Consider the following 21,843-nt stretch of genomic DNA (forward strand, 5'->3'; position numbering starts at 1 on the left):
AGTGGTCAGCCCCTCAACACCTGTCGATGCTCTAGTTGGCGGTAGGACCGGCCAATCGCGATGCGATCGGCTCCACCGAAAGTTGCAACGCTAAGCAAGGCGGGCGTTCGGACCGCAGCGAGAAGCCTCTTTCGATGGCGAGTGTCCCGCACAGCCAAGTATACCGCACGCTCGCGGAAAGATACAACTTCTTCGAGACTCTTACCGCGCACGTCGAGCGGCAGTGAGGAGATGCCGTTGGATGCCGGACAACAAACGCTGCGGCGTAGTTCGACAACGACTTAGTGAAGCCCAGTGGGAATCCACGCGGCCGAGGCCATCTGCAACTCCAATCGCGCGACACCTCGCCTCCGCGCCAGTAGGGTCCATGGATATTCCAAGAGGAAGAGCTGAGAACTTGCTTGACGGATCTCCGCAGTCCGCTACGATAAGCCCAGTTGCTTATCTACAGTGACACAGCGGCGGACGCCGGCACTGGCGTCGCGCGGCATCAATTCTGGACCTCTGGCACAACGACGCCAATCGCGTTGCGACGGACTGCATGGCTCTGGGGTCCTTTCTGGCTCCCAGTGGTGGCGATCGGGAAGCACGGTCAGCTAGGAGGCGCCATGTGTGCAGCTACGCGTTCGATTGCCGACGGCGACCACGCTCGAAAAGACGGTATGGTCAAACTCACTCGGGCCAACGCGGCAAAGCATGCGGATGCTTTCCTAGATCGGTGCCCGGAGTGGCCCGATCAATGTGAAGGTCGTGGGATTGTAACCTGCGGTGGTGGAATCAAGTACGGCGGGTGTGTCTGGGTCCTCTGTCGCCTTCTCAGACACCTTGGCTGTGAACTGCCGATTGAGGTCTGGTGCCTCAATAGTGATGAGTTTGATCCGGAGTGGATCGAGCTCCTCCGCCCGCTGGGTGTGACTTGCCGGAATGCGGAAGATGTGCTGCCGGAGCATCCGCACCCACGGCTGGGGGGTTGGGAGCTCAAACCTTACGCGATTAAGCACAGCCGATTTAGGGAGGTGTTGTTCCTTGACGCGGACAACGTCCCGGTGCGTGACCCTAGCGATCTTTTCGACACCGCGGAGTATGAGCGGTCGGGGACGTTGTTTTGGCCGGACCCGAAGCATTTTCATACCCCGCCGTCCAGCCCGTTGTGGAGTGTGTTCGGCGCCAGCTACCGCGACAGCCCTGATCAGGAAAGTGGGCAGTTGCTAATCGACAAGATGCGATGCTGGCGAGCGCTCTGCCTTTGCAACTGGTACAACGAGCACTCCGACTTCTACTACACGCAGGTCTACGGCGACAAGGAGACGTTCCGGTTTGCATGGCAGCGTCTTGATCAGCCGATCAGCTGGCCAGCCAACTACGCCTCAAGTCGACTCCTCTTCACGCTTGAGCAGCACGACTTCTGCGGCGAGGTCTTGTTTCAGCACCGTTTCTACCGCAAGTGGTCGCTGTACGGGAGAAACACCCACATCCCCGGGTTCGTGCACGAAGAGCTCTGCCTCGGCTTCTTGGATGAGCTGCGGCTTGCCTGGTGTCCGCAGAGCCATCTAATGCGCAGGGTTCGCGAAGATGACCGAGAGTTCATGGCGGATCTGGCTGGCAAGAGGTTCCTGTACGACCGCCCTGGCCAGAACCGCTGGCCGATGCGACTGGGACCAACGGGACAGGTCGAGGAAGGGTTTGGCCCAAACGAACACTTTTGGTGGATCGAGGAAGGCAGTCTGGTGCTCGTGGGGGCGGATGGCCGCCGGAAGAGTCGGTTGTCGTGCTCGCCCGACGGGGTTTGGCGTGGGAGGGGGCTTACCCGCCGCCGGACGGAGGTGCGGCTGAGTCCGTTAACGAGATAGCAGGCGTTAACCCGCTGACGATGATCCGCCACCTATCATTCCTTTTTATTCAGGAGTTTAGTAGTCATGACGACGCAGGCGAGGCCGGAAGACGAGCCGACGTGCACGGAGTGCGATTGCGGCACGAACGCAGGTTGCGGGGGTGATTCTTGCCCGGTCGACTTCGCGAAGCTTGCTGCGGAGACGAGCGGTAGCTTCTTGTCGACGCCGCGGGAGGGGAACTTCCGTCTTACGTGGTACAACCTTTGGAACAACGGTGGCGTTCCGGCGGACTTCTACGGCGGCGTGGGCGCGAACTGGTCGCTGGACACGTTCGCGTACCTGACGACGAACCCGGACGACGAGCTGGTGTTCATCTGGTCGCCTGGGCGGCGTGGCAAGTCGGTGCGTTTCGATACCGCCCCAGCCTTTCTGTAAAAGCCACAGATCGAGTTTGGCGGGCAGGCTTGGTTAGAACGTGACGTACCGCTTTCCGGTCTCCCACTGTTCGCTTTGTTCCATCAAGACGGCGGTGACCAATCGTAGCAGGGAGGCCTCGTTGGGGAACAGCGTGGCGACGCGGGTGCGGCGTTTGAGCTCGCGGTTGAGCCGTTCGAGCAGGTTGGTGGTCCGCAGGCGTTTGCGGTGGGTCGCCGGCAGGCGGAACACGGTGAGTCCCTCACGGGCGTTCGTGTCGATCCACGCGGCGAGCTTCGGCGCGTCCTGCTCGTGCTTCGCGACGACGCGTCGCAGTTCCTGCTCGGCGCGCTCGGCATCGGCCGCGTTGAACACGCCGCGGAGGTCCTCGGTCACCTCTTGCTTGAGCGTCTCAGTCGGCGCGTGGTCCAGCGCGTTCTTCTGCAGGTGGAACTGACACCGCTGCCACGGCACGCCCGGCAGGCACGCCTTGCGGGCCTCGGCCATCCCGGCGTGCGCGTCGCTGGTGATCAGCTCCACGCCGTGCATGCCGCGGGCCAAGAGCGACTTGAAAAACTCCCGCCAGTGGACCTCCGCTTCGCTCAGCGAAACGCTCACGCCCAGCACGCTGCGGTGACCGGTCGGATCGACGCCAACGGCTACGAGTACAGCGCAATCGATCACGCAGCCGCCCTCGCGGATCTTCTCGTAGCGGGCGTCGACGATCAGGTACTTGATCTCGCCCAGCGGCCGGTTGCGCCACGTTTCGAGTTCTTCGTCCAGCGCGGCCGCGACGCGCGACACCTCGCTGCTGGAGACCTCGCAGCCGCACAGCTCCTCGACGATCTTGGTGACCTTGCCGGTCGAGACGCCCTGCACGTACATCTCGGCCATCGCCAGGTTCAGCGCCCGCTCGCTGCGGACTCCCTTCTCCAAGGCCGATGGGTAGAACCGCGCGTCGCGCACCTGCGGCACGGCCAGGTTCAGCTCGCCGACGCGGGTCCTCACCCGCTTCGGTTTGAAGCCGTTGGCCCGGCCGTTGCGGTTCTCGCCACGCTGGTAGGGGCCGACGCCCAAGAACTCCTGACGCTCGATCTTCATGCACTCGTCAAGCAGCAGCTCCATCGCCTGGGCCATCCCCTCGAAGCCGTGCTCGGCGAGCAGCTCGACAACGCCGCGCGTCGTGCTAGGATGCGGTTGGTGGGTCATGGCTAGTCTCCTTCTGTTTGAGTTTCACAACAAACAATTCTAGGAAACCAAGCGTGGCCCGCCTCTCTTTCAATACACGCTGATGGCAGCGGTGCTAGCTGTTACAGAAGCGGTGGGATGGTATCTGCGTTTCAGCCAGAGCGGTTCGACGTACACGGCGTTGTACGGAGCGCGTCAGACGCTGACGCTGGACGGTAACACGTGGCGGGTGACGGACCCGGACGGGACGGTGTGGGAGTTCGACGCGATCGACGAGCTGATCTCTAGGCGGGTCTCGCCGGGGGGTGAGGTGACGGAGTACCTGAAGGAGGACGGTCGGGTCGTTGAGAAGCGGAGCACGCTGGGCGGTGACGTGGAGTCGCGGGTGTTCGCTTACAACAGCGACGGCAACGTGGAGACAGCGACGCTCTACCGCGGCACGACCGGCGCCCCCCATGCGGAGGCGGTTCGGCGGGTGGTGTTCGCGTACTACACCGCGCTGGAGTCGGGCAAGGGGCGGCCGGGCGACCTGAAGACGGTCACGACCCAGGCGCCGGACGGGGTGTCGGGCTGGGACGACCTGGGAACCCACTACTACCGGTACTACACGGCGGACTCGTCGACGGCCTACGCGGGCGGGCTGAAGTATGTGGTGGGGCCATCGGGTTACGCGAGCCTGGGCTCCACGCCCGGGAACGCCACCGACCCCCAGGTGGCGGCGGTGGCGGAGAAGGCGTACGAGTACGACCCGACGAGCCGGCGGGTGACCTACGCGGCGACGCACGGCGGCAGCCAGGAGTTCTCGATCAGCTTCACGGAGTCGGCGAACGCAATCGGCTACAACCACTGGCAGCTGAAGACGGTGGCGACGATGCCGGACGGCTCGACGAAGACGGTGTTCGCGAACCACTTCGGCCAGGACATGCTGCTGGACCACGAGAAGTCGGGGGAGGGCCGGTGGATCCACTACAGCGAGTTCAGCGAGCAGAACGGCCGGGTCACGCTGCGGGCGCAGCCCTCGGCGATCGACATGTCGGGCGCCCCGTACGACGAGGGGTTCGCCGACCTGGACGTGCAGCTCAACGAGTCGAGCGGTCTGATCAACGTCACGACCTACTACGATGTGAACACGCCGGGCGCCGGCGGGGCGCCGGGGTACGCCCAGTTCCAGCAGGTGAAGCACGGCTCTGCGGGGTCGGCGATCAACCAGAGCAAGCTGGAGTACGGGGGGCGGACGATCAACTCGGGTCAGCCGACCGAGGCGACGGTCTACCCGGTCAAGAAGCGGGTCACGTACCAGAGCGACTCGGGCGGCGGCGACCCGGTCGAGACCACCTACACCCACGAGTGGTGGGGGGACAGCCCCGGCGAGGGGGACCCGACCGTTCAGGTCAAGAAGCGGACCGAGCACCTGCCCGACGTGGGCGGCGGCCAGAACGGGGGCGGCTGGCTGTCGGGCAACACCCGCGTGCAGGAGTACGACATCGACGGTCGGCTGGTGAAGAGCACCGACGCGCGGGGCACGGTCACGGAGCACACGTACGACGACGCGACCGGCACGATGGCCAGCACAACGCAGGACCCGTCGGGTCTGGACCTGCTGACGGCGTATGAGGCGGACGGGATGGGCCGGCCGACCAAGACGATCGGGCCGGCGCACGACGTCGACGGCGACACGGTCCAAACGCTGCAGCAGACGGTCTACCTGGACGACCAGCACGAGGTCTGGGCCGCGGCGGGCTACCGGGTCGGCGCGGCGGCGCCCTACGACTACTACACGGTGGGCCCGGTCTCGATCACGAGGAAGGACGCGAGCGGCCGGGTGACCGACGAGATCCAGGCGGCGCTGTTCAGCGGCGGCAGCCCGGTGAACGAGGTCGCCGGCCAGCTGGCTAGCGGCATGAGCTTCCCGCAGACGCAGTGGTGCCGGTGGACCCGCCACGAGTACGGCGACAACGGACGGTTGGAGTGCACCGACGTGTACCACAACATCCCGGACAGCGGCCCGGGGTCAGTCGGCACGAACTACGACCGGACCGAGTTCAACTACGACGCGATGGGCCGTCAGGACTACGTCAAGACGCCCGGCGGCACGATCACCCGGACGGTGTACGACCCGCGTGGGCTGGTGCTGGAGAGCTGGGTCGGCACCAACGACACGGGGGGCGGTTCGGATAACATGCGGAAGGTCGCGGTCAACACCTACGACACGGACGCCTACGGCTCGGGCAGCAGCTCGCTCGACGGGCTGTTGACCAAGACCACCCAGCCGGTGGACGACACGCCGGGCAACGACCGGGTCGTCGAGTACGTCTACGACTGGCGGGACCGGCAGACCACGACGGTCACCACCGACGGGGCCAGCACGTTCTACGCGGTCGCGACGCTCGACAACCTGGGCCGAGCCACGACGACGCAGCAGAAGCGCAGCACGACACTGATCGCCCAGAGCGAGACCTCCTACGACGACCGGGGGCGGGTCTACCAGACGAAGCGGTACGCGGTGAGCGGCGCGGGCGTCGCCGGCGCCGCGTTGACCGACAACACCTGGTACGACGAAGAGGGGAACGTGCTCAAGTCGGCGCCGGCCGGCAGCGACGCGTTTACCAAGACCAGCTACGACGCGGTCGGCCGGGCTACAGCCAGCTACACCGCGTACTACAGCGGCACGGGGACCGAGACGCCGCAGAGCGTGGCGACCGACGTGGTCATCGAGCAGAGCGAGACCACCTACGACGACGCGTCGAGCGTCACCATCAGCGAGTCGCTGGCCCGCTACCGCAACGGCAGCGGCAACGGCGCGTTGGCGGCCGGCACGAACGCGCGGCCGTCGTACACGGCGTTGTACTACGACGGGATCGGGCGCTCGGTGGCGGCGGCCGAGTACGGCAACCAGGGCAACGACAGCGCGTCCTTCAGCCGCCCGTCGTCGACGCCCAACGCGGCCGGCTCCACGGCGACGCTGCTGGTCAGCCAGACCGTTTACAACGCGCGGGGCGAGGCGGAGGACCAGATCGCTCCGCTCGAGGCCGGTTCGCCCTCGGCGACCACGCAGACGACCCGCAGCACGTACGACGACGCGGGCCGCGTCGCGAGCGTGGTGCGGAACCACGGCGGGTCGGAGACCGAACAGGTCGACACCACCTACACGGCCGATGGCCAAGTCAAGACGCTCACCGCCGCCAACAGCGACACGGGCGCCCAGGTGACCACCTACGCGTATGGGGTGACGCTGGCGGGCTCGGAGGTCGCCAGCAACCAGCTCCTGGCGAGCGTCACCTACCCGGGGACCGGTTCTGACCGCACGGTCAGCTACGAGTACAACCGCCAGGGCCAGCGGACCCAGATGACCGACCAGAACGACTCGGTCCACGACTACGCGTACGACGGGCTGGGGAGGCAGGTCGAGGACACGGTGTCTGCGGTGGGCTCGGGCGTGGACAGCGGCGTGCGGCGGATCGCCCACAGCTACGACAACCGCCTGCGGCTGCAGAAGATCACCAGCTACAGCACCACCAGCGGCGCCAGCGGCGTGACCAGCGACGTGGAGTACCTGTATAATGACTTCAGCCAGATCACGACCGAGCGGCAGCAGCACGGCGCGGCGGCGACCGGCTCCTCGCCCAAGGTGCAGTACGGGTACGACGACGCGTCAGGCGGCAGCAACACGATCCGCCGGGAGAGCGTGACCTACCCGGACGGCACGGTGCTGGCGATCGGCTACGGCAGCGGCGTGAACAATGAACTGAGCCGCGTGGAGAAGCTCACGTGGGACTCCACCGACGTGGTCAGCTACGACTACCTGGGGATGAATCAGGTGGTAATCCAAAAATACCCCGAGCCATCGACCGACGTCGAGTACACGCTCGACCACGGCACGGCGAACGCCTACGCGGGGCTGGACCGCTTCGGGCGGGTCGTCGACCTGCAGTGGCTGCAGGGCGCCAGCGAACGCGTCCACATCAAGCACGGCTACGACCTAGCCGGCAACCGGCTCTATCGCCGGGACGAGGCGGCCCGCGCCAACTCCGCGGGCTACGACCAGCTCTACGGCTACGACGGGCTCAACCGGCTCACGTCGATGGAGCAGGGGACGCTCAACGCGGGCAACGACGCCATCAGCAGCGCCACGCTCACGCAGGACTGGACGCTCGACCAGACCGGCAACTGGGACAACTTCCAGCAGGGCGTCGTGGGCACGCTCAACCAGGACCGCACCCACAGCACGGTCAACGAGATCACCAACATCACCGAGTCCACCGGGACGGCGTGGCCCACGCCGGGCTACGACAACAACGGCAACATGACGTCGATGCCGCAGCCCAAGAGCCTGGGCGCCAGCTACGGCGCCACCTGGGACGCATGGAACCGGCTCGTGTCGCTCGACGACAGCGGCGTCGTGCAGGCCAACGCCTACGACGGCCTCGGGCGACGCATCACCCGCGCCGAAGGGGCCACCACCACCCACTTCTACTACAGCAACCAGTGGCAGTGCCTCGAGCAACGCGAGAACTCATCGACGTCCGCTAGCAAGCAGCTCGTCTGGGGAACACGCTACGTTGACGACCTCGTGCTGCGCGACACGCCGAGCGAGCGGCTCTACTCGCTGCAGGACGCCAACTTCAACGTCATCGCCATCGCCGACAACGCGGGCGCTGTGAAGGAGCGGTTCGTCTACCAGCCCTACGGCGAGAGCGCCGGGCTCGACCCCGACTTCTCGAGCTACTCCGGCGCCGACTACGAGTGGGAGGTCCGCTTCACCGGCAGGGAACTCGACCTCCTAACCGGGCTGCAGTTGAATCGGCATCGGTATTATCACGCTAAATTGGGGAGGTGGGTGAATCGTGATCCTATTGCGTACAAAGGTAGTGGGTGGAATCTGTACGAATACAACAACAGCACGCCTCTAGACAAATTGGACCCCAATGGAACAACACCGCAAGCCTTGCGGGACTGCAAAGCACAATGCTTGGAAGATCACCAGGGATGGACTGTAAATAAGTCGCTCCTGAACTGTTATCGTGCGTGTGACGAAAACCATGACAAATGTGCTGACATGAGGAAGAAACTCATGCTCGGCCTTTTCAAGATGTGCGAAAAGAAGTTCGCAAACGGGGTGATTTCTCAGAAGGATCGCGACAAATGCCGAGAAGAAGCAAAGTGCATTGCGATGGGAATAGATAAGACTTGTCGCGATGGCGGACGTCCCAATTTAGGGCCTGTATGGCGTGCCATACCTGGTGGGGGAGACGAGAGGAATAGAGGTGTATACTGCTACGAGTGGGCATATGGGTACAAGAACGCATGCGATGATTGCAATCCCGAGCACTTCGACTGCAAGGTAGATTGGGCCGCTTGGCAAGATACTGGAGCAAGTGATATACCAATTCACTCTTGGTGCGAAGTCAGATGTGGAGACGATGCACTTTTTGTAGACGACGGATTCATGGAGGGGTTTCCAGGCTACTGCCATGAAGAGCGTCCGTGCGGAGGCCGCTACGAGTGGCCGAATGGCGGCTTTGGTAGACCCCCCAAACCGGGTAAAGAAGGATGCTGCCCTGCAATGCCTTAGTCGATATCTCCAAGGGCAGCAGCGGACAACTAGGGTGGTCATGGCTGGCAGATTATTTTCTCGGAAGAGCCGCAATGCTTTGCTTTTCTCAGCATGTGCTGCTGTGATTCTCGCAATAACGTGGCTTTACATTCGCGATGATCTTCGTTTGCAGCACTATGGCGAAAACGCCAGCGAAGCGTATGTAGTTTTCTACAAACCCCAACCTACATGCATTCAGTTGGATTCTCGTGGATCAAAAAAGTTAGTAGAGCTGTTACTGGAGGAGACTGCTGCACGTCAAGCACCAAGCTATTCAGCCTTGATTTTGGCAAAGGTTATTTTCGTCGGGAAAGATGGCTCGCCAACCCTTAGTTGTTCGTTGCCAAGTCCCAAAGAATCAATGTCAGCCGAAGACGTGGTTGACTACTGGGAAAAAAAGATCGAAAATATTGAGACGGCAGTGCAAGTACCCTACGAGAATGTGTCAGGCAAGCTTGATGAAACGGAATTGTTTTTCTTGCGACGCCGTTCCAAGATGTGATCGTCTTGTTCAAACATAGTTTAGGCTTGTTCAGGGTGTTTTTGGCAAGCCGTCAAGCCACAAGAACGTTCGCTCTCTTATGGCTCGGTACCACCCCACCAAAGTCCCAATCGAACCTTGGCAACGGTTAGACGTTGCAGCCGAACCTTGGCACCGGGGGCAACGTCTAAGCGAATACTCGGCACCGTGGCAACGAGTAGACGCAGCAACGTTTAGACGTTGGAAACGAACCAAGGCACCGCGGGCAACGCCAAGGCTCGGCAACGTTTAGACGTTGGAATCGAACCTTGGCACCGGGGGAAACTGTTGGGTTCTTCAGTACCACAAGCCGTCGTGTTCAACAAGGTTGTCCAACGAACCAGTCCGTTGATTCACGGTCGGGGACGGCATTGAACGGCTCTTGACGCGACGCTAATTGTCGCGAATCGCCGCCGATCTATCAACGGCGCATGGAGTCGGGTCGCCATTCCTCGCGCCCCGGCTGTTCAAGTTGCCTCAGCAGCTTCTCAGGCCGCTTTCCGCTCGTAGCACTTCAAGACTCCGCCGAGCTTCTCTCGGCAGACCACTTCTTCTCCGCTGCTCGGAGGATCGTCGGTATCCGACCAGACCCCAACAAGCGGCTTGTTGTCCTTCCGCTGATGCGGCCGTAACTCGTGATAATAGTCGACGAATTCGGCAACCAAGTAATCAAGATGATTCAAGCCGAAGGCAATGAAGCGATTCAGGCATTCATACTTGACGCTCTGGATCCAACGCTCCACAAACGCGTTCTGATTCGGAGCACGAGGGGCCGTTGGCTCAACGGCAACGCCCGCGCCTGAGAAGACCCGATCAAACCGCTTGCTGTATTTGAAGTCCTGATCGCGAACGAGGTAGCGTACTGGCAGATCCAGTTTCTTGGCTTGGTCAAGCATCAATTCGGCCTGCTCGACCATCCATCGGTCATCCGCTTTGAAGGTTGCGGGAGAACAGATGACCCGCCTTGATTGGACGTTCAAGAATACCAGCACATACGCCTGCCGCAGCCCTGTTGGCGTGACCACCATCTTCGAGAAGAAATCTACCTGCCAAAGCGTCTCGGCGTGGATCTTGATGAACTCGTCCCACGTCCCCCTGCCCCGCTTCGGGCTGGGCGAGACGCCCTCTTCTTTGAGGATCGTCCGGACCGTAGTGCGACCAACGCACTGGATGCGAAGCTTCTTCAGCTCGCCGACAATTCGACCGTAGCCCCAGCCAGCTTGGGTGGCAAGTCGAACAACGATCTGACGCAAGTCCTCTGGAGTGCCCTTGCGACCCATCTTCTTGGCGGGAGGCTTCCCTTGGCTTCTCCGCTCACGCCAGCGCTGGTACGTTCGTGGATGCACGATCGAAACCAGCTTCAACACATCTGAACCGATGCCGTCGCCCAGCTCCAACAAACGCTCCCGCTCTTCATTGCTGAGAAAGACACGGGTTTGTGGCACCCGAGCCCGGGTCATCTCTAGCTCGGCATTGAGAAACAGGATCTGCCGCCTGAGCTGGTCCTCGCCCGAACGCGCCAACAGAAACAACAGCGGCGTGAACCAACCCTTCATCAAGCAACCGTCCTGGCGAGTTTCTCCGGGAAACAGGGGTGACAAACTTTCCGAACCCCTGATTAGCCTCCATTCTCGCCGCCTCGCTGCCACCTGCAAGCGGGTCCAAACTCGTACTACCGTGTACTATCGAAACGCGCCTTGTACTACTAAGGTTCGACAAAGAACGATAGAACTTGATAGAGTTTGATAGGCCCTTAACTCACCCCAACTCGCGAAATCATCGGGGAATACGGGAATCCTGGTTTCTTAAGTGGTCGCCTCATAACCTCGAGGTCGTCGGTTCGAATCCGGCCCCCGCCACTTTTTCTAACTACCGCCGGAACCTAGACTTAGGTTACCTGTCGACGGTCGGCAGTGCGGCTCATTACTCGGTAGAAAACGGTACAAAGTCGGTACAACCGACGACGTGCCGGGCCGAGCTAAGGAGCCCACCGTATGTCGAGTTCTCAACGTCGCCGGCGTGTCCCCAAGTACTGCCGCCACAAGGCCCGCGGTCTGGCCCGAGTGACGATCGACGGCAAGGACCACTACCTGGGGCCCTACGGCTCCTCGGAGAGCAAAGAGCGGTACCGTCAGATCGTCGGCGAGTGGCTCGACCAACAGCAGGCCGACTCGCTGCACGAGCAGACCGACGTGCGGGTCTGCGAGCTGGCCGTTGCGTACCTCCGTCACTGCATGGAGTACTACCGCAAGGACGGCGTTGTCACCCGAGAGTACGGGTGCATCACCGACGCCCTCAAACACGTCCGCCAACACTACGATCTGGAACGAATCGATCGGTTTGGTCCGAAGGCCCTCAAGACCGTCCGCGAGTCGATGATCGAAGCGGGGTGGTCGCGGAAATACGTCAACAAGCAGATCGGCCGCGTCGTCCGGATGTTCAAATGGGGAGTCGCCGAGCAGCTGGTCCGACCCACCATCTGGCAAGCCCTGCAGGCGGTCGGCGGCCTCAAACGGGGTCGCACGGACGCGCCTGAGTACGCCCCGGTGAAACCGGTGAGCGATGAGGTCGTCGAGAAGACACTGCCGCACTTGTCGTCGATCGTCGCCGACATGGTTCAACTGCAACGACTCGTCGGCTGCCGCCCAAGCGAGATCTGCAGCCTTAGGCCAGTCGACATCGACCGCTCAGCAGACGTTTGGCGGTATCAGGTAGTTGGACACAAGACCGAGCACTACGGCAAGTCTCGCGTGATCTGGTTCGGACCCAAGGCCCAGGCAATCCTCTCCAAGTACTTGCTGCGAGACCCGGAAGCGTTTTGCTTCAATCCGAGTGAGTTGCCGAATCCTCGCCGCACTGCAGGCGATCGCTACACGAAGGACTCGTATGGGCGCGCCGTGCGTCGTGCCGCAAAGAAGGCCGAGGTCGAGACTTGGTCGCCAAATCGACTCCGGCATTCGGCCGCGACCGTGATACGCAAGGAATTCGGGCTAGAGGCCGCTCAGACTGTTCTGGGGCACGCGTCGGCTGACGTCACCCAAGTCTACGCAGAGAGGGACCAGCAACTGGCCGCCAGGGTCGCGAGAGAACTAGGTTGATGCCGACTCCCTCGTCGCGACGCCGAGCTGGTCGAGGGTGGCCTGCGCAGCGGACAGAGCGCGCTGCCGCTCGCTACCTCGGGTCGCGACAGCGGCGGAAGCAGAAGATTGCGAACTCAGGAACCGCCTGCACGCCTCCCGACTGGTAAACCGTCGGCCGCCGATGCACGCGCTGTCTAGCACAACCCCCCGAACCCCCTTCAGCATCCAGCGCCAGATTGTCGGGACGCTCGGCCGGCTAGGAAACTCCAGCCTCGCCTGCTTCACCGTCAGCAGTTCTTCCTTCGAGAGATCGATCACGAGGGTGCTCTCCTTCAGTGATTCGTTCGACGCTATAACCCGTACCGCTCGCGAAGGAGCGTGCGACTAGTGAAGTGCTACGACGCCGCGTCGCGGCTAGCGGTCGCCTCCGCGACGCTGCCCGCCGCGCCCGACTCGGACTGCGGATCGGATTTAGTTGCCACGCTCCTGGCTCGCGCCCACACCTGCTTCGCGAACTTGCGGGTCTTGCCTGGGAAGCGTGTCTCGTAGCATCCCCACTTGTAGAAAAGCAGACAGAGCAAACAGCCCATTCCGAAAGACATGACCGGTCTCCGAGGTAACATCGCCGGCAAGTTGCGTATTGCACCCGGACGGCAATAGCCAGATTGATAGGACGTAGGATTCTGAGCGGGTCTAGATAGCTGGAGCCCAGTCCGCCGCTCTGCGTCGAGACGCAGAACCCGGACAATCTCGCCGTGCGTTCCGAACCTGAATGAGCGAAGCTTGCAGCTCGCCACGAGGTGCTCGACCTCCGCAACTGGCTGCTTCAGTAATCGCGCAGTTTCAGCGAGTGAAAGCAGCTCGAGTGGATGGCCGGAGAGGGATTGGCAACTCATGATCAAGATGGTCCTGTGTGGGGGGATGGGTCCTCTTCCTACCCACGCTTGGCACACCTCGGCTGTTGCACAATCCCTAGAACGGAAGCAGCCGGCCGGCGAAGCCCTCGCCGACCGGCTGCACGTGAGCAATGTGACGCAGCGGAACCTACATCTGCATCTCGAGGTTCTGGTTGATATTCGGCTCGACCTCGTGCCGATCCTGGTAGACTTCCTGCGGCAGCGCGTTGCCAGCGAGACCGATTTCCTCGACCGGTTGAACGCTCTCCGCTGTGGCGGGCAGAATCTGGGTAAGCTCCTTGAAGCCGGCGCGGAACATTGCTTCGGCGTGGGTGCCGCCGATCTTGGGTGAATCGCCGCCCGGGCTAAACACGCTGCCGATGGCGTTCCCCGCGAAGCCGATAACGCTGCCAACGACGCCCTTCATAAAGTCCAAGACTTGCTTCATCATCTCACCTCGTTCTTTGAATGTGCTGTTGGTTTCGATCTGGACCTACGATGCCGCTGCAACGTTCCGATGCTTGTCGCGCAGCACCCGCTTCAGCGTCTTGACGTCGATCCCATCGCGGGAGGCTCTCTGGCCTGCCTGGGCGAGCTCACGGCCGATCCGGACTAGCGATTCCTGGTCGATCGGCTCGTCGGACGTGACGGCAACGTCCGCCGACTTCAAACGGAGCACCGCGCGGTGGTGCGACTTGCCCTTGGGCCGGGCTGCCTGGGCCACGGCATTGGCGTCGTCCCGCTTCAATCGCCCAGCAGCGGCCTGCTTCAGCAGTTCACTCCGTTTGTCAGCATCCTCCACGCGGCTGATCGCATAGGCGGTGCTCTCTGCCAGCTCCCCAGCATTGAGTCGCGTTTGTGCCTCCTCGGGCAGTTCGAGGTACGACAGAGCCTGTGTCACCGAACCTTTGCTGACATGCAGCCGCTTTGCGATCTCGGTGTTTGACCAGCCATACTGGTCCTTCAGGTTCTTGTAGGCGACCGCCTTCTCCATCGGGGTCAGGTCTTTCCTCAGCGAATTGACGACCAGCTGCGTAACCGCGAGCGTTTCTGAGTCGGGCTCCTCATCGTGGACGATCGCGAGCACCGTCTCCTGCTTCTTCAACCTGCGCGCCCGCAGCCGGCGACACCCGTCGATGAGCCGGAATCGACTCTCCCGGCGGAAGACGATAATCGGCTGCTGCTCGCCGTCGTCGATCTGGCTCTGCCCAAGCTGCTCAATGGCTTCCTCGTCGAAGTGCTTGCGGGGCTGGTTGGGGTCCTCGTCGACCAGGTCGACGGGAATATTGGCGACTTTCATGGAATGGATCCTCGTTCGGGACTTGATGGAATGGGCCTACCGGCAACACGCGCGGCGCGATCACACTGTGGCACACGGAACCGGCGGGGCGTCCTTGCCCCGCCGACAAGATCAACGACGAGACAGCAGGTCGGAGAGCTTGCCGGAAAGCTCGACCACCATCGGGTGGTCCTGCCCGATCGTCGCGGCCCACACGGCGCCGCCGACCGCGGCGGCCGTCGCCAGTGCGACGACGGCATTGACTACCGCCCATCCCGTTCGGCGGATGAGCCTGCGACCGCGACGAGCGAAGTACGGCGTCTTCTCGGCCAGGATCGGGCGGACGTTCGGCAGCAGCACGATCGCGGCGTTCTTGGGCAGTTGCAGCACCTCTTCGGGTTGAATCAGCGCTCGACCCACTTCGCTATACGACGTCGAGCGGTTGTCGCCCCAGTTGGTGCTGTGGGTCTGGTCCTGCAGCCCCGTGCCGGCCGTCTTGCCCTGCGAGAAGCTGTCCTGCCGAGTCGTTCCAACCACAGTGGTCTGACCGATCCAGTCGGAGACCTCCTTCGCCGTGCGGTGGTCGTTGACGCCGCAGAAGACGCTCCCCACGGTGGCGAAGAAGTCGTCTTTTTGGGAGTCTGGGAAACTCCGCGAGACCTGTGAGCTGCTTTGGAACAGGAACAGCAGGCGCAGCCCAAACGAGCGCCCGTAGAACACCGCGTTATACAACGCGTCCAGCGGTCCAAGCGTGGCAGCCTCGTCCAATAGAAAGCGGACTTTTCGCCGGCGGTCCTCGCCGGCGGCGAACACGGCATTGATCAACGTCGATAGCAGCACCCGCTGCAGGCCATTGAGCTCTGCGACTCGATCCACCGGCAGGCACAAGTAAATCGTCTGTTTGGCGTTTACGAGCTGCTTCGGATCGAAGGTTGACTCCGACAAGGTCTCGGCAACCGGCAGGCTGTCCAGGAAGTCGATGTGGCTATTGGCGACGGAGTACGCGCTCGCCTTGGTCTGTCCCTCGAGCTGAGCCACCTGACCAGCCAGCCGCTGCAGCAGCCCGCTGCACGCGTCGCTTTCCCTCATGTGAGCCAGCATCTGCTCGGTCAGCTTGGGCGAACACAGGATGTCGCGGGCCCGGGACAGCGTCGCCTCCTCGGGCGTTGCCTCGGAGGCCAGGAACGCTACGGTCGCGGTGACCAACGTGTTGCTAATCTGCGCCCAGAATGGATCTTTTTCTTCTCCAGTTCGGACCACAATAGCGGTGGCCAGGCGGCGGGCCTCGTCCACCAAACGCGAAGGCTCTTCTCGCACCAGACTAATCGGGTTGAGCCGTGCGGTAGGAATCCCGCGGACGTTGGCGACGCCAAACGGGTCAATAATCTGCACGTCATGACCATAGCGACGCATCCGTAGTCGAGCTGTCAGGCGTGCGAGCTCTCCTTTCGGATCGAGCACGACCATGCTTTCGGCGCACGACTGCAGCACCGGGACCGCGTAAGCCGTGGTCTTCATGGAGCCTGTGGAGCCGAAAATCGCCGCATGCGGAATCCGGTCGGGCAGGTTCACCCTCAGGGCTCGGCCGTCGGCTTCACGGCGTGACGCGGCGGCCATCGCTTCGGAGGAACGCAGCAGCGAGTAAGTAAGCAACGGTCGGAGGCTGGCCAGCCAGCCCCCCGGCGCCAATCCCTGCGTCCTGCCGAGCGGTAGGCCGTGGCGTGAGAATAGACACCCCTCGGCCCTTAGGTCAGAGAATCCTGCCCACCGGGCAGAACCGTGGGTCCAACCGCCGTAGGAGCCACCCCGCGACAGACTCCAAACCGCGAGCCCGACCGCAAAAATGCCCAGCAATGGAGACACAACCCACGTAGCGGCCACACACGCAAAGAACCAAAGGTAGCAGGACAGGTAAGCAAGCCGCTGCAGCACGGCCTCCACAAACGCCAAGAATCGAGCAAGCATCGTGATGCCTCCAGTAGGATGTGGTGATACGAGACAGCCCCGCCTGGCAACGCCAGACGGGGCTGGGAGAGCGACTTCATTTCAGACAGCGGGCGCGTGGGCCTAGGCCTCCGACTTCCGCGCCGGCCGCAGCCGCACGCGGTAGTAGACGTAGCCCAAGCCGCCGCCGATCAGGCCGAGACGCAGCAGCAGGCCGGCGAAGCCCTGGGCGTGCTGCGCGACGTGCGACCCCATCGGCGCCGCGATCGCCGTGGCCATCGGCCGGGCAATGTGCTCGCCGGCGACCTCCATCGCTTTCGCCGAGAGCCGCTCGGTGGCCGCGATGAATTCTTCCGGTGCAAGCACCACCGCGGTGGCTCCAGCGCCAACGGCGATGGAGCTCTTCCGCTTCCACAGCCACGCAACCGCGTCGTCACCCCGCTGGGCGATCGTTTTCAGCCACGCCTGCTTGTGGGGGCTCTTGGCGAGCCGACCGGCGATGTCCGACAGCTGCTGCGCGCCGCGTGACGACAGCTTCGTCATCGCCTGGGCGCCCTGCACGCCGAGCTTGTCGAGCACCTTCCGCGACGCGATCGCGGCGCCCTTGGCCGCGGCCGCGCCGCCCCGGGCGATCCCCCGGCCGGCGGCCGAGCCGGTCTTGTGGGCCGCGGTGGCGACCCCCTTGCCGAGCGCGCTCAGCCAGCTTGCCTGGGCGGGTCGCGGCGCCACAACGGCCACGATCGCCAAGGCTACAATGGGTAGTGTCGCGTTGGTCATGGTTACTCTCCCTGGTGGTGAAGCAGCTGTTTGTTGCGGGTGGCGATGTGCCAGTCCGTGACGCGCCGCAGGGCGGTGAGGATCCCGTCGTCGCCAGTCAGCAGTTCGCGCTCGGCGCGTTTGAACTCAGGCTCGAGCTGCTCCGCGAAGAGGCGGCCGGGGTCGGTCAGCTCGGTCGCCGCGTCGGACATCGCGAAGTCGGCGACTAGGCGGCCCAGGAAGCCGGTCCAAGTGTGGTCGTCCTCGGGCGGGAGGAGCTGCTTGGCGAGCTGGTGGCTGCCGTACCAGATCACGCCCGTGCGGAGGCAGTCGACTTGGCTGAGAGTGCCCGCCTTCCGGAGCAGCGGTCCAAACGCCCCTGACGGGGGCGCGTACTTGAAGCGGTAGTAGGCGAATAGGTTCACGGTTGACTTGCGGTCGAGGCCTGCGGCGACGTACAGGCGCACCGATTCCGCAATCAGCTCTTCTTGGAACGCGTGGAACTCCGCGAGCATGTCGCGCTGAAGCACCTGGTCGTCGACCACGAGCTGGGCCAGCAGTTGGTCCAGCCGCGACCGGCCGCCGGAGGGACCGGCCAGCAGCTCCATGCCCTGCGTGAGTTTTTCTTGCTCCGACGCGATCGCCGAGCCGAACGCCGTGAGGTTGGCGGTCGACCCGTGGCTCGCCAGGCGGCGGCGCCACGCGGCCGAACGCTCTTCGAGTCGCGCGCCGCTCGCCTTGTTCGCCGCGGCGACCTTGGCAGGCAGCGTCGCCGCCGTCTGCTGCGCGTGGGCCGTCGCCCCCGCGGTCGCGGCGGTGAGCATCACCGCCGCGACGAGCTTCCAGTTGTTACCGAACCGATTCATGATCTTGCTCCCGTGGAGTTGGCGGACGCCGAAGAGCCGGCGTCCTGTTACCGTCCGCACGTCCCAGCGACGCGCGGGTGTTGCAAACGCAGCGGCGAGTTCCGGCCGGCGGCGGAGAGGAGGCGACGCCCTGCCGGTAGATGGCGGAGCGGGGTGGTCGTTGCCCAGCCGCGGAGACACGAGGTCCAACCACCCAGAGGCCAAGGGTAGTGCGGTCCCATGGGGACGCGGGCCGGGGGCCACGTCGGGGGCCTGCATCCTGCAGGCTCCCTGTTTCGTGGAACCGCTGGTCGATCGCTTCCAGCGGACAGGCTTCGAGTCCTCGGCTACTTGTCGCGCGCCCGGCAAGGTTGTTCTTGGCACGAGTCGTGGATCCCGAGAGCAATCCTTGCGCGGCGTACCTGCGAGCGGAGGGTCGACTCGCGGGTTCCTTCGTCGGCCGCGATCGCTCGGCTGGTCTCGCCGTGGCGGAGGCGGCGGGTCAGGCGGCGCTGGCGATCGGGGCAGGTCGTGTGCTCGTTGAGCAGCGCCTCGAACAAGCTGCGTCGACGCTCCGTACTTTCGGCCTGAGCCACGGCGTCTGCCGGATCGACGCCGCGGGCCGGCAGGTCGATCGGAACCTCGGCGAGGACGCCCCGCTTCCCCTGGCGGCGGAGTCCGAAGCGGCTCCGCTGCTCGCGCTGACGGCGGAGCTGCTGGTGCTTCTTGGCGGCCGCGAGCGTCTTGATGATTGGTAATGACATGGTTGGGATCTCCGTGGGGTTAGAAAAAGGCAGGGCGAGGCCCGGCAAGACAGTTCTGAGGCACGCCGGCGTGTTGCAGACGCCGTGACAGGAAGCCCATCGCGCTACAGCCACTCGCGGACGCTGCGGAAACCCGCGGGCGCATGATCCGGACCGAGCGACTCGCGGATGGCCAGCAGCGTGGGGAAGTGGGTCCAAGTGTCGAGCAGCAGTCGGGCCGCGGTGGGGGCGTGCTCGGGGGCCGGGTCGAAGACCTCGCGGTCGAGCCCGTCGATGCCGGCGTTCGCCGAGCGGGCGATCGCCGTCAGGATCGTCGCGTCGGCGTCGTCCAGCAGCTGGTTGGCCGGCAGCTCCTCGATCCGACGCCCGAACCATTCGAAGTAGGCGGCTGAGTTGAAGACGGCCTCGAGCATCAGGGCGGCCTGCAGCGGGATCCCCTTGGCGGAACGTCCCGCCGGGCCACTGGCGTTCCCCAGAGCCGTCTTGGCGAGCACTTCTGCCGGGCGGCGGAGGCTGGACGCCCAGCACAACGCGTCGCCTGGGGGAGGTGGCAGCGGGCAGTCGCCCCGCCGCAGCAGCACCTTCAGGAACGGGGGGCCGCTCAGCAGCTCGACCGCGTTGCGGTCGTCGCGCCACTTCCGGGCCCGAGACACGCTAACCCCCAGGTCGTCGGCGAGCGTGTAGTTGCACTCGGACAAGCCCGCGGTGGGTTTGCAGCGGTGATGAAACACCTGGTAGTAACCGACCGAGACCGCCTTCTGGCAGGTCTCCTCAGGGGGCTGAGCGGCGGCAGCCAACGCGAGTTGTTGCCTCAGGGTTTGAGCGAAATAGACTTGGCGGCTGGGGGCGTTGATGTCCATAAATGAGCCTCCTCCGGGGCGTGTCGGTGAAAAAATCCGCAACATGCTACGCCGACGCGAGGCACCCCCTGGCAGTGGGGTCGGAGGCTGTTTTTTTCGACGATTTCTGGTCTTCCCCCTCGGATCCCCGCCGCTCCCTCGCCGTTCCCCAGCCCTTGCCAGCCGCTTTCAAGGGGTTCCCCCAGCGATCCCGACGGCTCCCGCTACTGGACAGCTAGGAAATGGGAATGCCTCCGTTGCCGGCCAACCGAACTGCCTGCCAATGCAAAGCGAAGGGGCGGATCCGCTGCTGCTGCCGTTGGCGACTCGCCCGCGTGTTCGGCGACAGAGAAGGCGACCGGAGCTCTCTCGGCGATGAGCTCTCGCGGGTGAGTCGCCGCCGGTAGCCGGCGGGCGCGGAGCGGCTGATAGAAGCGGTTAAACCCGCTTAGACGCGGAGTTGCGGAGGGCCGTTGGCGCGGCGGTAGATATTGCTATCATCTCGGTCCCCCACCAGGTTGATGGGAGGCGATTTTCAGACGACCCCTGGGCGAGTGCGATGGCCGGACGTGAGGATGCGCGAACCGCGTCGAAGGGCGTGGTTGGCGGGGCGGCGAGGAACGCCAGGCGAGAAACGCGGACGACGCGGCTCCGGCAGGAGTACATCAAACTGATTGACAAGCAGGTGCTTGGGGGCTGGTACAAGAAGGCCGTCGAGAGAGGCGAAGTCTCTGAGATCAGCTTCGAGTCGCGGTACAAGGAGCTCTGCACCCTCTCGAAAGCCGGGCAGCAGACGAGCAATTTCAAGGAGTTTGTCGATGTCGTGGCCGCCTGGCTGCACGCCTGCTACCCGAGCGACAGAAACCCCCTGCAGGGCAAGACCTACGGCGACCTGGCCGAAGACCCCTCGGCCCTCAGCGAGCTGGTGCGTCAGATGCCGATCTACCGACCCGCCGAACGGCGGATCGACAGCAGCCACGTCGCCCCGACGGCGCTGACGCTCCCGGCCGCGTCGCCTGGGATCGAAGTACCTGGCCAGCCGGTCTTGCCGCCGGCTAGCTGGAGGAGCATTGGCTTTCAACGGAACATCGCTCTCGGTGCGTGCGCGCTGCTGATCGTGGTGACGGCGGTGCAGACCTTCGCGCGGTGGACGGCGCCGCTGCCACCGACGCCGTCGAGCGACATCACCGTGGCCGCCGAGCAACTCGATTCGCACGTGTTCTACCCTTACGGCGAGAACTCGAGCTACGAGCACGCCCGCGTCATCCCCAACACCAATGCGCTGTACGACACGACGAGCTTCAAGGTCGACATGGGGCACGCCACCCAGACGTTCGACATGATCGCTACCAACGCCGGCAACGTCCGGCACCGCTGGGGGGAGCTACTGCTCGACGGTCTCCGCCGGGGCGTGCATTACCGCTTGTTGATCGCCGACTACCGTGAGGGCAACCAGGGGTACACAATGTTCCACGACCACACCAACCACAAACGCCTGGACGAGCCCCGCAGCGTCTCCAGGACGGTGCACGAGGGCTTTGACGAACTGCTCCAGCGACTCCGCGCCGACAAGGTCGCCAACCGGTCGAACCCCGAATTCCCGGGGTCCCTGGAGGTCCGCTGGAACTCGCGCCTGCCGCTCTACTCGCTGTGGCTGATCGACAGCAAGGGGCCCGCCGCGTTTGGGCACGTTGGGCTGCACCTCTACCGCGACAAGGAGCACTGGTCCTACTTCCGCCTCTCGAACCGCACCGCCCCGGAGTCGTTCGCGAACCTGGTGGGCGAATTCGAGTACGCGTGGCAGAACTCGCTCCCCTACCAGACCCAGCCGCTGCCCGACGACACGACGGCGCAAGACTAACGCTGGTTTCGCGGCGGCGGGTGCCGCTGCAC

At 63.8% G+C, this 21,843-nt stretch carries 17 protein-coding genes; 6 read left to right on the plus strand and 11 right to left on the minus strand.

Features of this window, described 5'->3' with window-relative positions; all coding sequences use genetic code 11:
• Positions 1-662: 662 nt before the first annotated feature.
• On the plus strand, positions 663-1,850 hold the full coding sequence (locus KOR34_RS00425) for a hypothetical protein (protein WP_197531006.1): 1,188 nt from the start codon (positions 663-665) through the stop codon (positions 1,848-1,850).
• A 198-nt stretch (positions 1,851-2,048) separates the two neighbouring features.
• Positions 2,049-2,267 carry a hypothetical protein gene (locus tag KOR34_RS00430; RefSeq protein WP_146561195.1) on the plus strand — a complete coding sequence of 73 codons (219 nt, stop codon included), beginning with the start codon at positions 2,049-2,051 and terminating at the stop codon, positions 2,265-2,267.
• Between the two features lie 33 nt (positions 2,268-2,300).
• Here KOR34_RS00430 and KOR34_RS00435 read toward each other — a convergent pair whose 3' ends face one another.
• Positions 2,301-3,455 (minus strand): IS256 family transposase, encoded by a 1,155-nt coding sequence (locus tag KOR34_RS00435; protein ID WP_146561196.1) that lies wholly within the window; start codon positions 3,453-3,455, stop codon positions 2,301-2,303.
• 112 nt (positions 3,456-3,567) lie between these two features.
• Between KOR34_RS00435 and KOR34_RS00440 the strand changes: the two genes are divergently transcribed.
• Both KOR34_RS00440 and KOR34_RS00445 read left to right on the plus strand, forming a co-directional pair.
• Complete coding sequence (locus tag KOR34_RS00440) at positions 3,568-9,006, plus strand: RHS repeat domain-containing protein (RefSeq protein WP_146561198.1); 5,439 nt, start codon at positions 3,568-3,570, stop codon at positions 9,004-9,006.
• A gap of 40 nt (positions 9,007-9,046) precedes the next feature.
• Positions 9,047-9,529 (plus strand): hypothetical protein, encoded by a 483-nt coding sequence (locus tag KOR34_RS00445; protein ID WP_146561200.1) that lies wholly within the window; start codon positions 9,047-9,049, stop codon positions 9,527-9,529.
• Positions 9,530-10,035: 506 nt separating this feature from the next.
• On the opposite strand, the gene KOR34_RS00450 is transcribed toward KOR34_RS00445, so the two are convergent.
• On the minus strand, positions 10,036-11,103 hold the full coding sequence (locus KOR34_RS00450) for an integrase core domain-containing protein (RefSeq protein ID WP_146561202.1): 1,068 nt from the start codon (positions 11,101-11,103) through the stop codon (positions 10,036-10,038).
• Between the two features lie 438 nt (positions 11,104-11,541).
• Between KOR34_RS00450 and KOR34_RS00455 the strand changes: the two genes are divergently transcribed.
• Positions 11,542-12,645, plus strand: a complete 1,104-nt coding sequence (locus KOR34_RS00455; protein ID WP_146561204.1) for a tyrosine-type recombinase/integrase — start codon at positions 11,542-11,544, stop codon at positions 12,643-12,645.
• On the opposite strand, the gene KOR34_RS27395 is transcribed toward KOR34_RS00455, so the two are convergent.
• The 9 genes from KOR34_RS27395 to KOR34_RS00500 form a co-directional block, all read right to left on the minus strand.
• The gene (locus tag KOR34_RS27395; RefSeq protein ID WP_197531007.1) at positions 12,637-12,945 is read right to left on the minus strand and encodes a DUF1580 domain-containing protein; all 309 of its coding nucleotides are present in this window, start codon (positions 12,943-12,945) and stop codon (positions 12,637-12,639) included. The genes KOR34_RS00455 and KOR34_RS27395 overlap by 9 nt on opposite strands.
• Positions 12,946-13,022: 77 nt before the next feature.
• Positions 13,023-13,208, minus strand: coding sequence for a hypothetical protein (locus KOR34_RS00465; RefSeq protein ID WP_146561206.1), 186 nt, complete (start codon positions 13,206-13,208; stop codon positions 13,023-13,025).
• Positions 13,209-13,671: 463 nt separating this feature from the next.
• Positions 13,672-13,971, minus strand: coding sequence for a hypothetical protein (locus tag KOR34_RS00470; protein ID WP_146561208.1), 300 nt, complete (start codon positions 13,969-13,971; stop codon positions 13,672-13,674).
• A 45-nt stretch (positions 13,972-14,016) separates the two neighbouring features.
• Positions 14,017-14,823 (minus strand): ParB/RepB/Spo0J family partition protein, encoded by an 807-nt coding sequence (locus KOR34_RS00475; RefSeq protein WP_146561210.1) that lies wholly within the window; start codon positions 14,821-14,823, stop codon positions 14,017-14,019.
• A gap of 111 nt (positions 14,824-14,934) precedes the next feature.
• Positions 14,935-16,455, minus strand: a complete 1,521-nt coding sequence (locus KOR34_RS00480; RefSeq protein ID WP_197531008.1) for a type IV secretory system conjugative DNA transfer family protein — start codon at positions 16,453-16,455, stop codon at positions 14,935-14,937.
• A gap of 414 nt (positions 16,456-16,869) precedes the next feature.
• Positions 16,870-17,523 (minus strand): hypothetical protein, encoded by a 654-nt coding sequence (locus KOR34_RS00485; protein ID WP_146561214.1) that lies wholly within the window; start codon positions 17,521-17,523, stop codon positions 16,870-16,872.
• A 2-nt stretch (positions 17,524-17,525) separates the two neighbouring features.
• Positions 17,526-18,368 carry a hypothetical protein gene (locus tag KOR34_RS00490; RefSeq protein WP_146561215.1) on the minus strand — a complete coding sequence of 281 codons (843 nt, stop codon included), beginning with the start codon at positions 18,366-18,368 and terminating at the stop codon, positions 17,526-17,528.
• Positions 18,369-18,694: 326 nt separating this feature from the next.
• A complete protein-coding gene (locus tag KOR34_RS00495) occupies positions 18,695-19,111 on the minus strand; it encodes a hypothetical protein (RefSeq protein WP_146561217.1) in 417 nt (138 codons plus the stop codon).
• 104 nt (positions 19,112-19,215) lie between these two features.
• Entirely contained in the window at positions 19,216-19,971 is a 756-nt protein-coding gene (locus tag KOR34_RS00500) for a hypothetical protein (protein ID WP_146561219.1), read from the minus strand.
• Positions 19,972-20,509: 538 nt separating this feature from the next.
• Between KOR34_RS00500 and KOR34_RS00505 the strand changes: the two genes are divergently transcribed.
• Complete coding sequence (locus tag KOR34_RS00505; RefSeq protein ID WP_146561221.1) at positions 20,510-21,811, plus strand: hypothetical protein; 1,302 nt, start codon at positions 20,510-20,512, stop codon at positions 21,809-21,811.
• Positions 21,812-21,843: the final 32 nt, after the last annotated feature.

This window comes from Posidoniimonas corsicana (assembly GCF_007859765.1).
Classification (GTDB): Bacteria; Planctomycetota; Planctomycetia; order Pirellulales; family Lacipirellulaceae; genus Posidoniimonas; species Posidoniimonas corsicana.

Bases quoted from the DNA above. Each gene is read 5' to 3' on its own strand.
- KOR34_RS00425 (WP_197531006.1), top strand. From the start codon at position 663: ATGGTCAAACTCACTCGGGCCAACGCGGCAAAGCATGCGGATGCTTTC.
- KOR34_RS00435 (WP_146561196.1), bottom strand. From the start codon at position 3,455: ATGACCCACCAACCGCATCCTAGCACGACGCGCGGCGTTGTCGAGCTG.
- KOR34_RS00445 (WP_146561200.1), top strand. From the start codon at position 9,047: ATGGCTGGCAGATTATTTTCTCGGAAGAGCCGCAATGCTTTGCTTTTC.
- KOR34_RS00450 (WP_146561202.1), bottom strand. From the start codon at position 11,103: ATGAAGGGTTGGTTCACGCCGCTGTTGTTTCTGTTGGCGCGTTCGGGC.
- KOR34_RS00455 (WP_146561204.1), top strand. From the start codon at position 11,542: ATGTCGAGTTCTCAACGTCGCCGGCGTGTCCCCAAGTACTGCCGCCAC.
- KOR34_RS00470 (WP_146561208.1), bottom strand. From the start codon at position 13,971: ATGAAGCAAGTCTTGGACTTTATGAAGGGCGTCGTTGGCAGCGTTATC.
- KOR34_RS00475 (WP_146561210.1), bottom strand. From the start codon at position 14,823: ATGAAAGTCGCCAATATTCCCGTCGACCTGGTCGACGAGGACCCCAAC.
- KOR34_RS00485 (WP_146561214.1), bottom strand. From the start codon at position 17,523: ATGACCAACGCGACACTACCCATTGTAGCCTTGGCGATCGTGGCCGTT.
- KOR34_RS00490 (WP_146561215.1), bottom strand. From the start codon at position 18,368: ATGAATCGGTTCGGTAACAACTGGAAGCTCGTCGCGGCGGTGATGCTC.
- KOR34_RS00495 (WP_146561217.1), bottom strand. From the start codon at position 19,111: ATGTCATTACCAATCATCAAGACGCTCGCGGCCGCCAAGAAGCACCAG.
- KOR34_RS00500 (WP_146561219.1), bottom strand. From the start codon at position 19,971: ATGGACATCAACGCCCCCAGCCGCCAAGTCTATTTCGCTCAAACCCTG.
- KOR34_RS00505 (WP_146561221.1), top strand. From the start codon at position 20,510: ATGGCCGGACGTGAGGATGCGCGAACCGCGTCGAAGGGCGTGGTTGGC.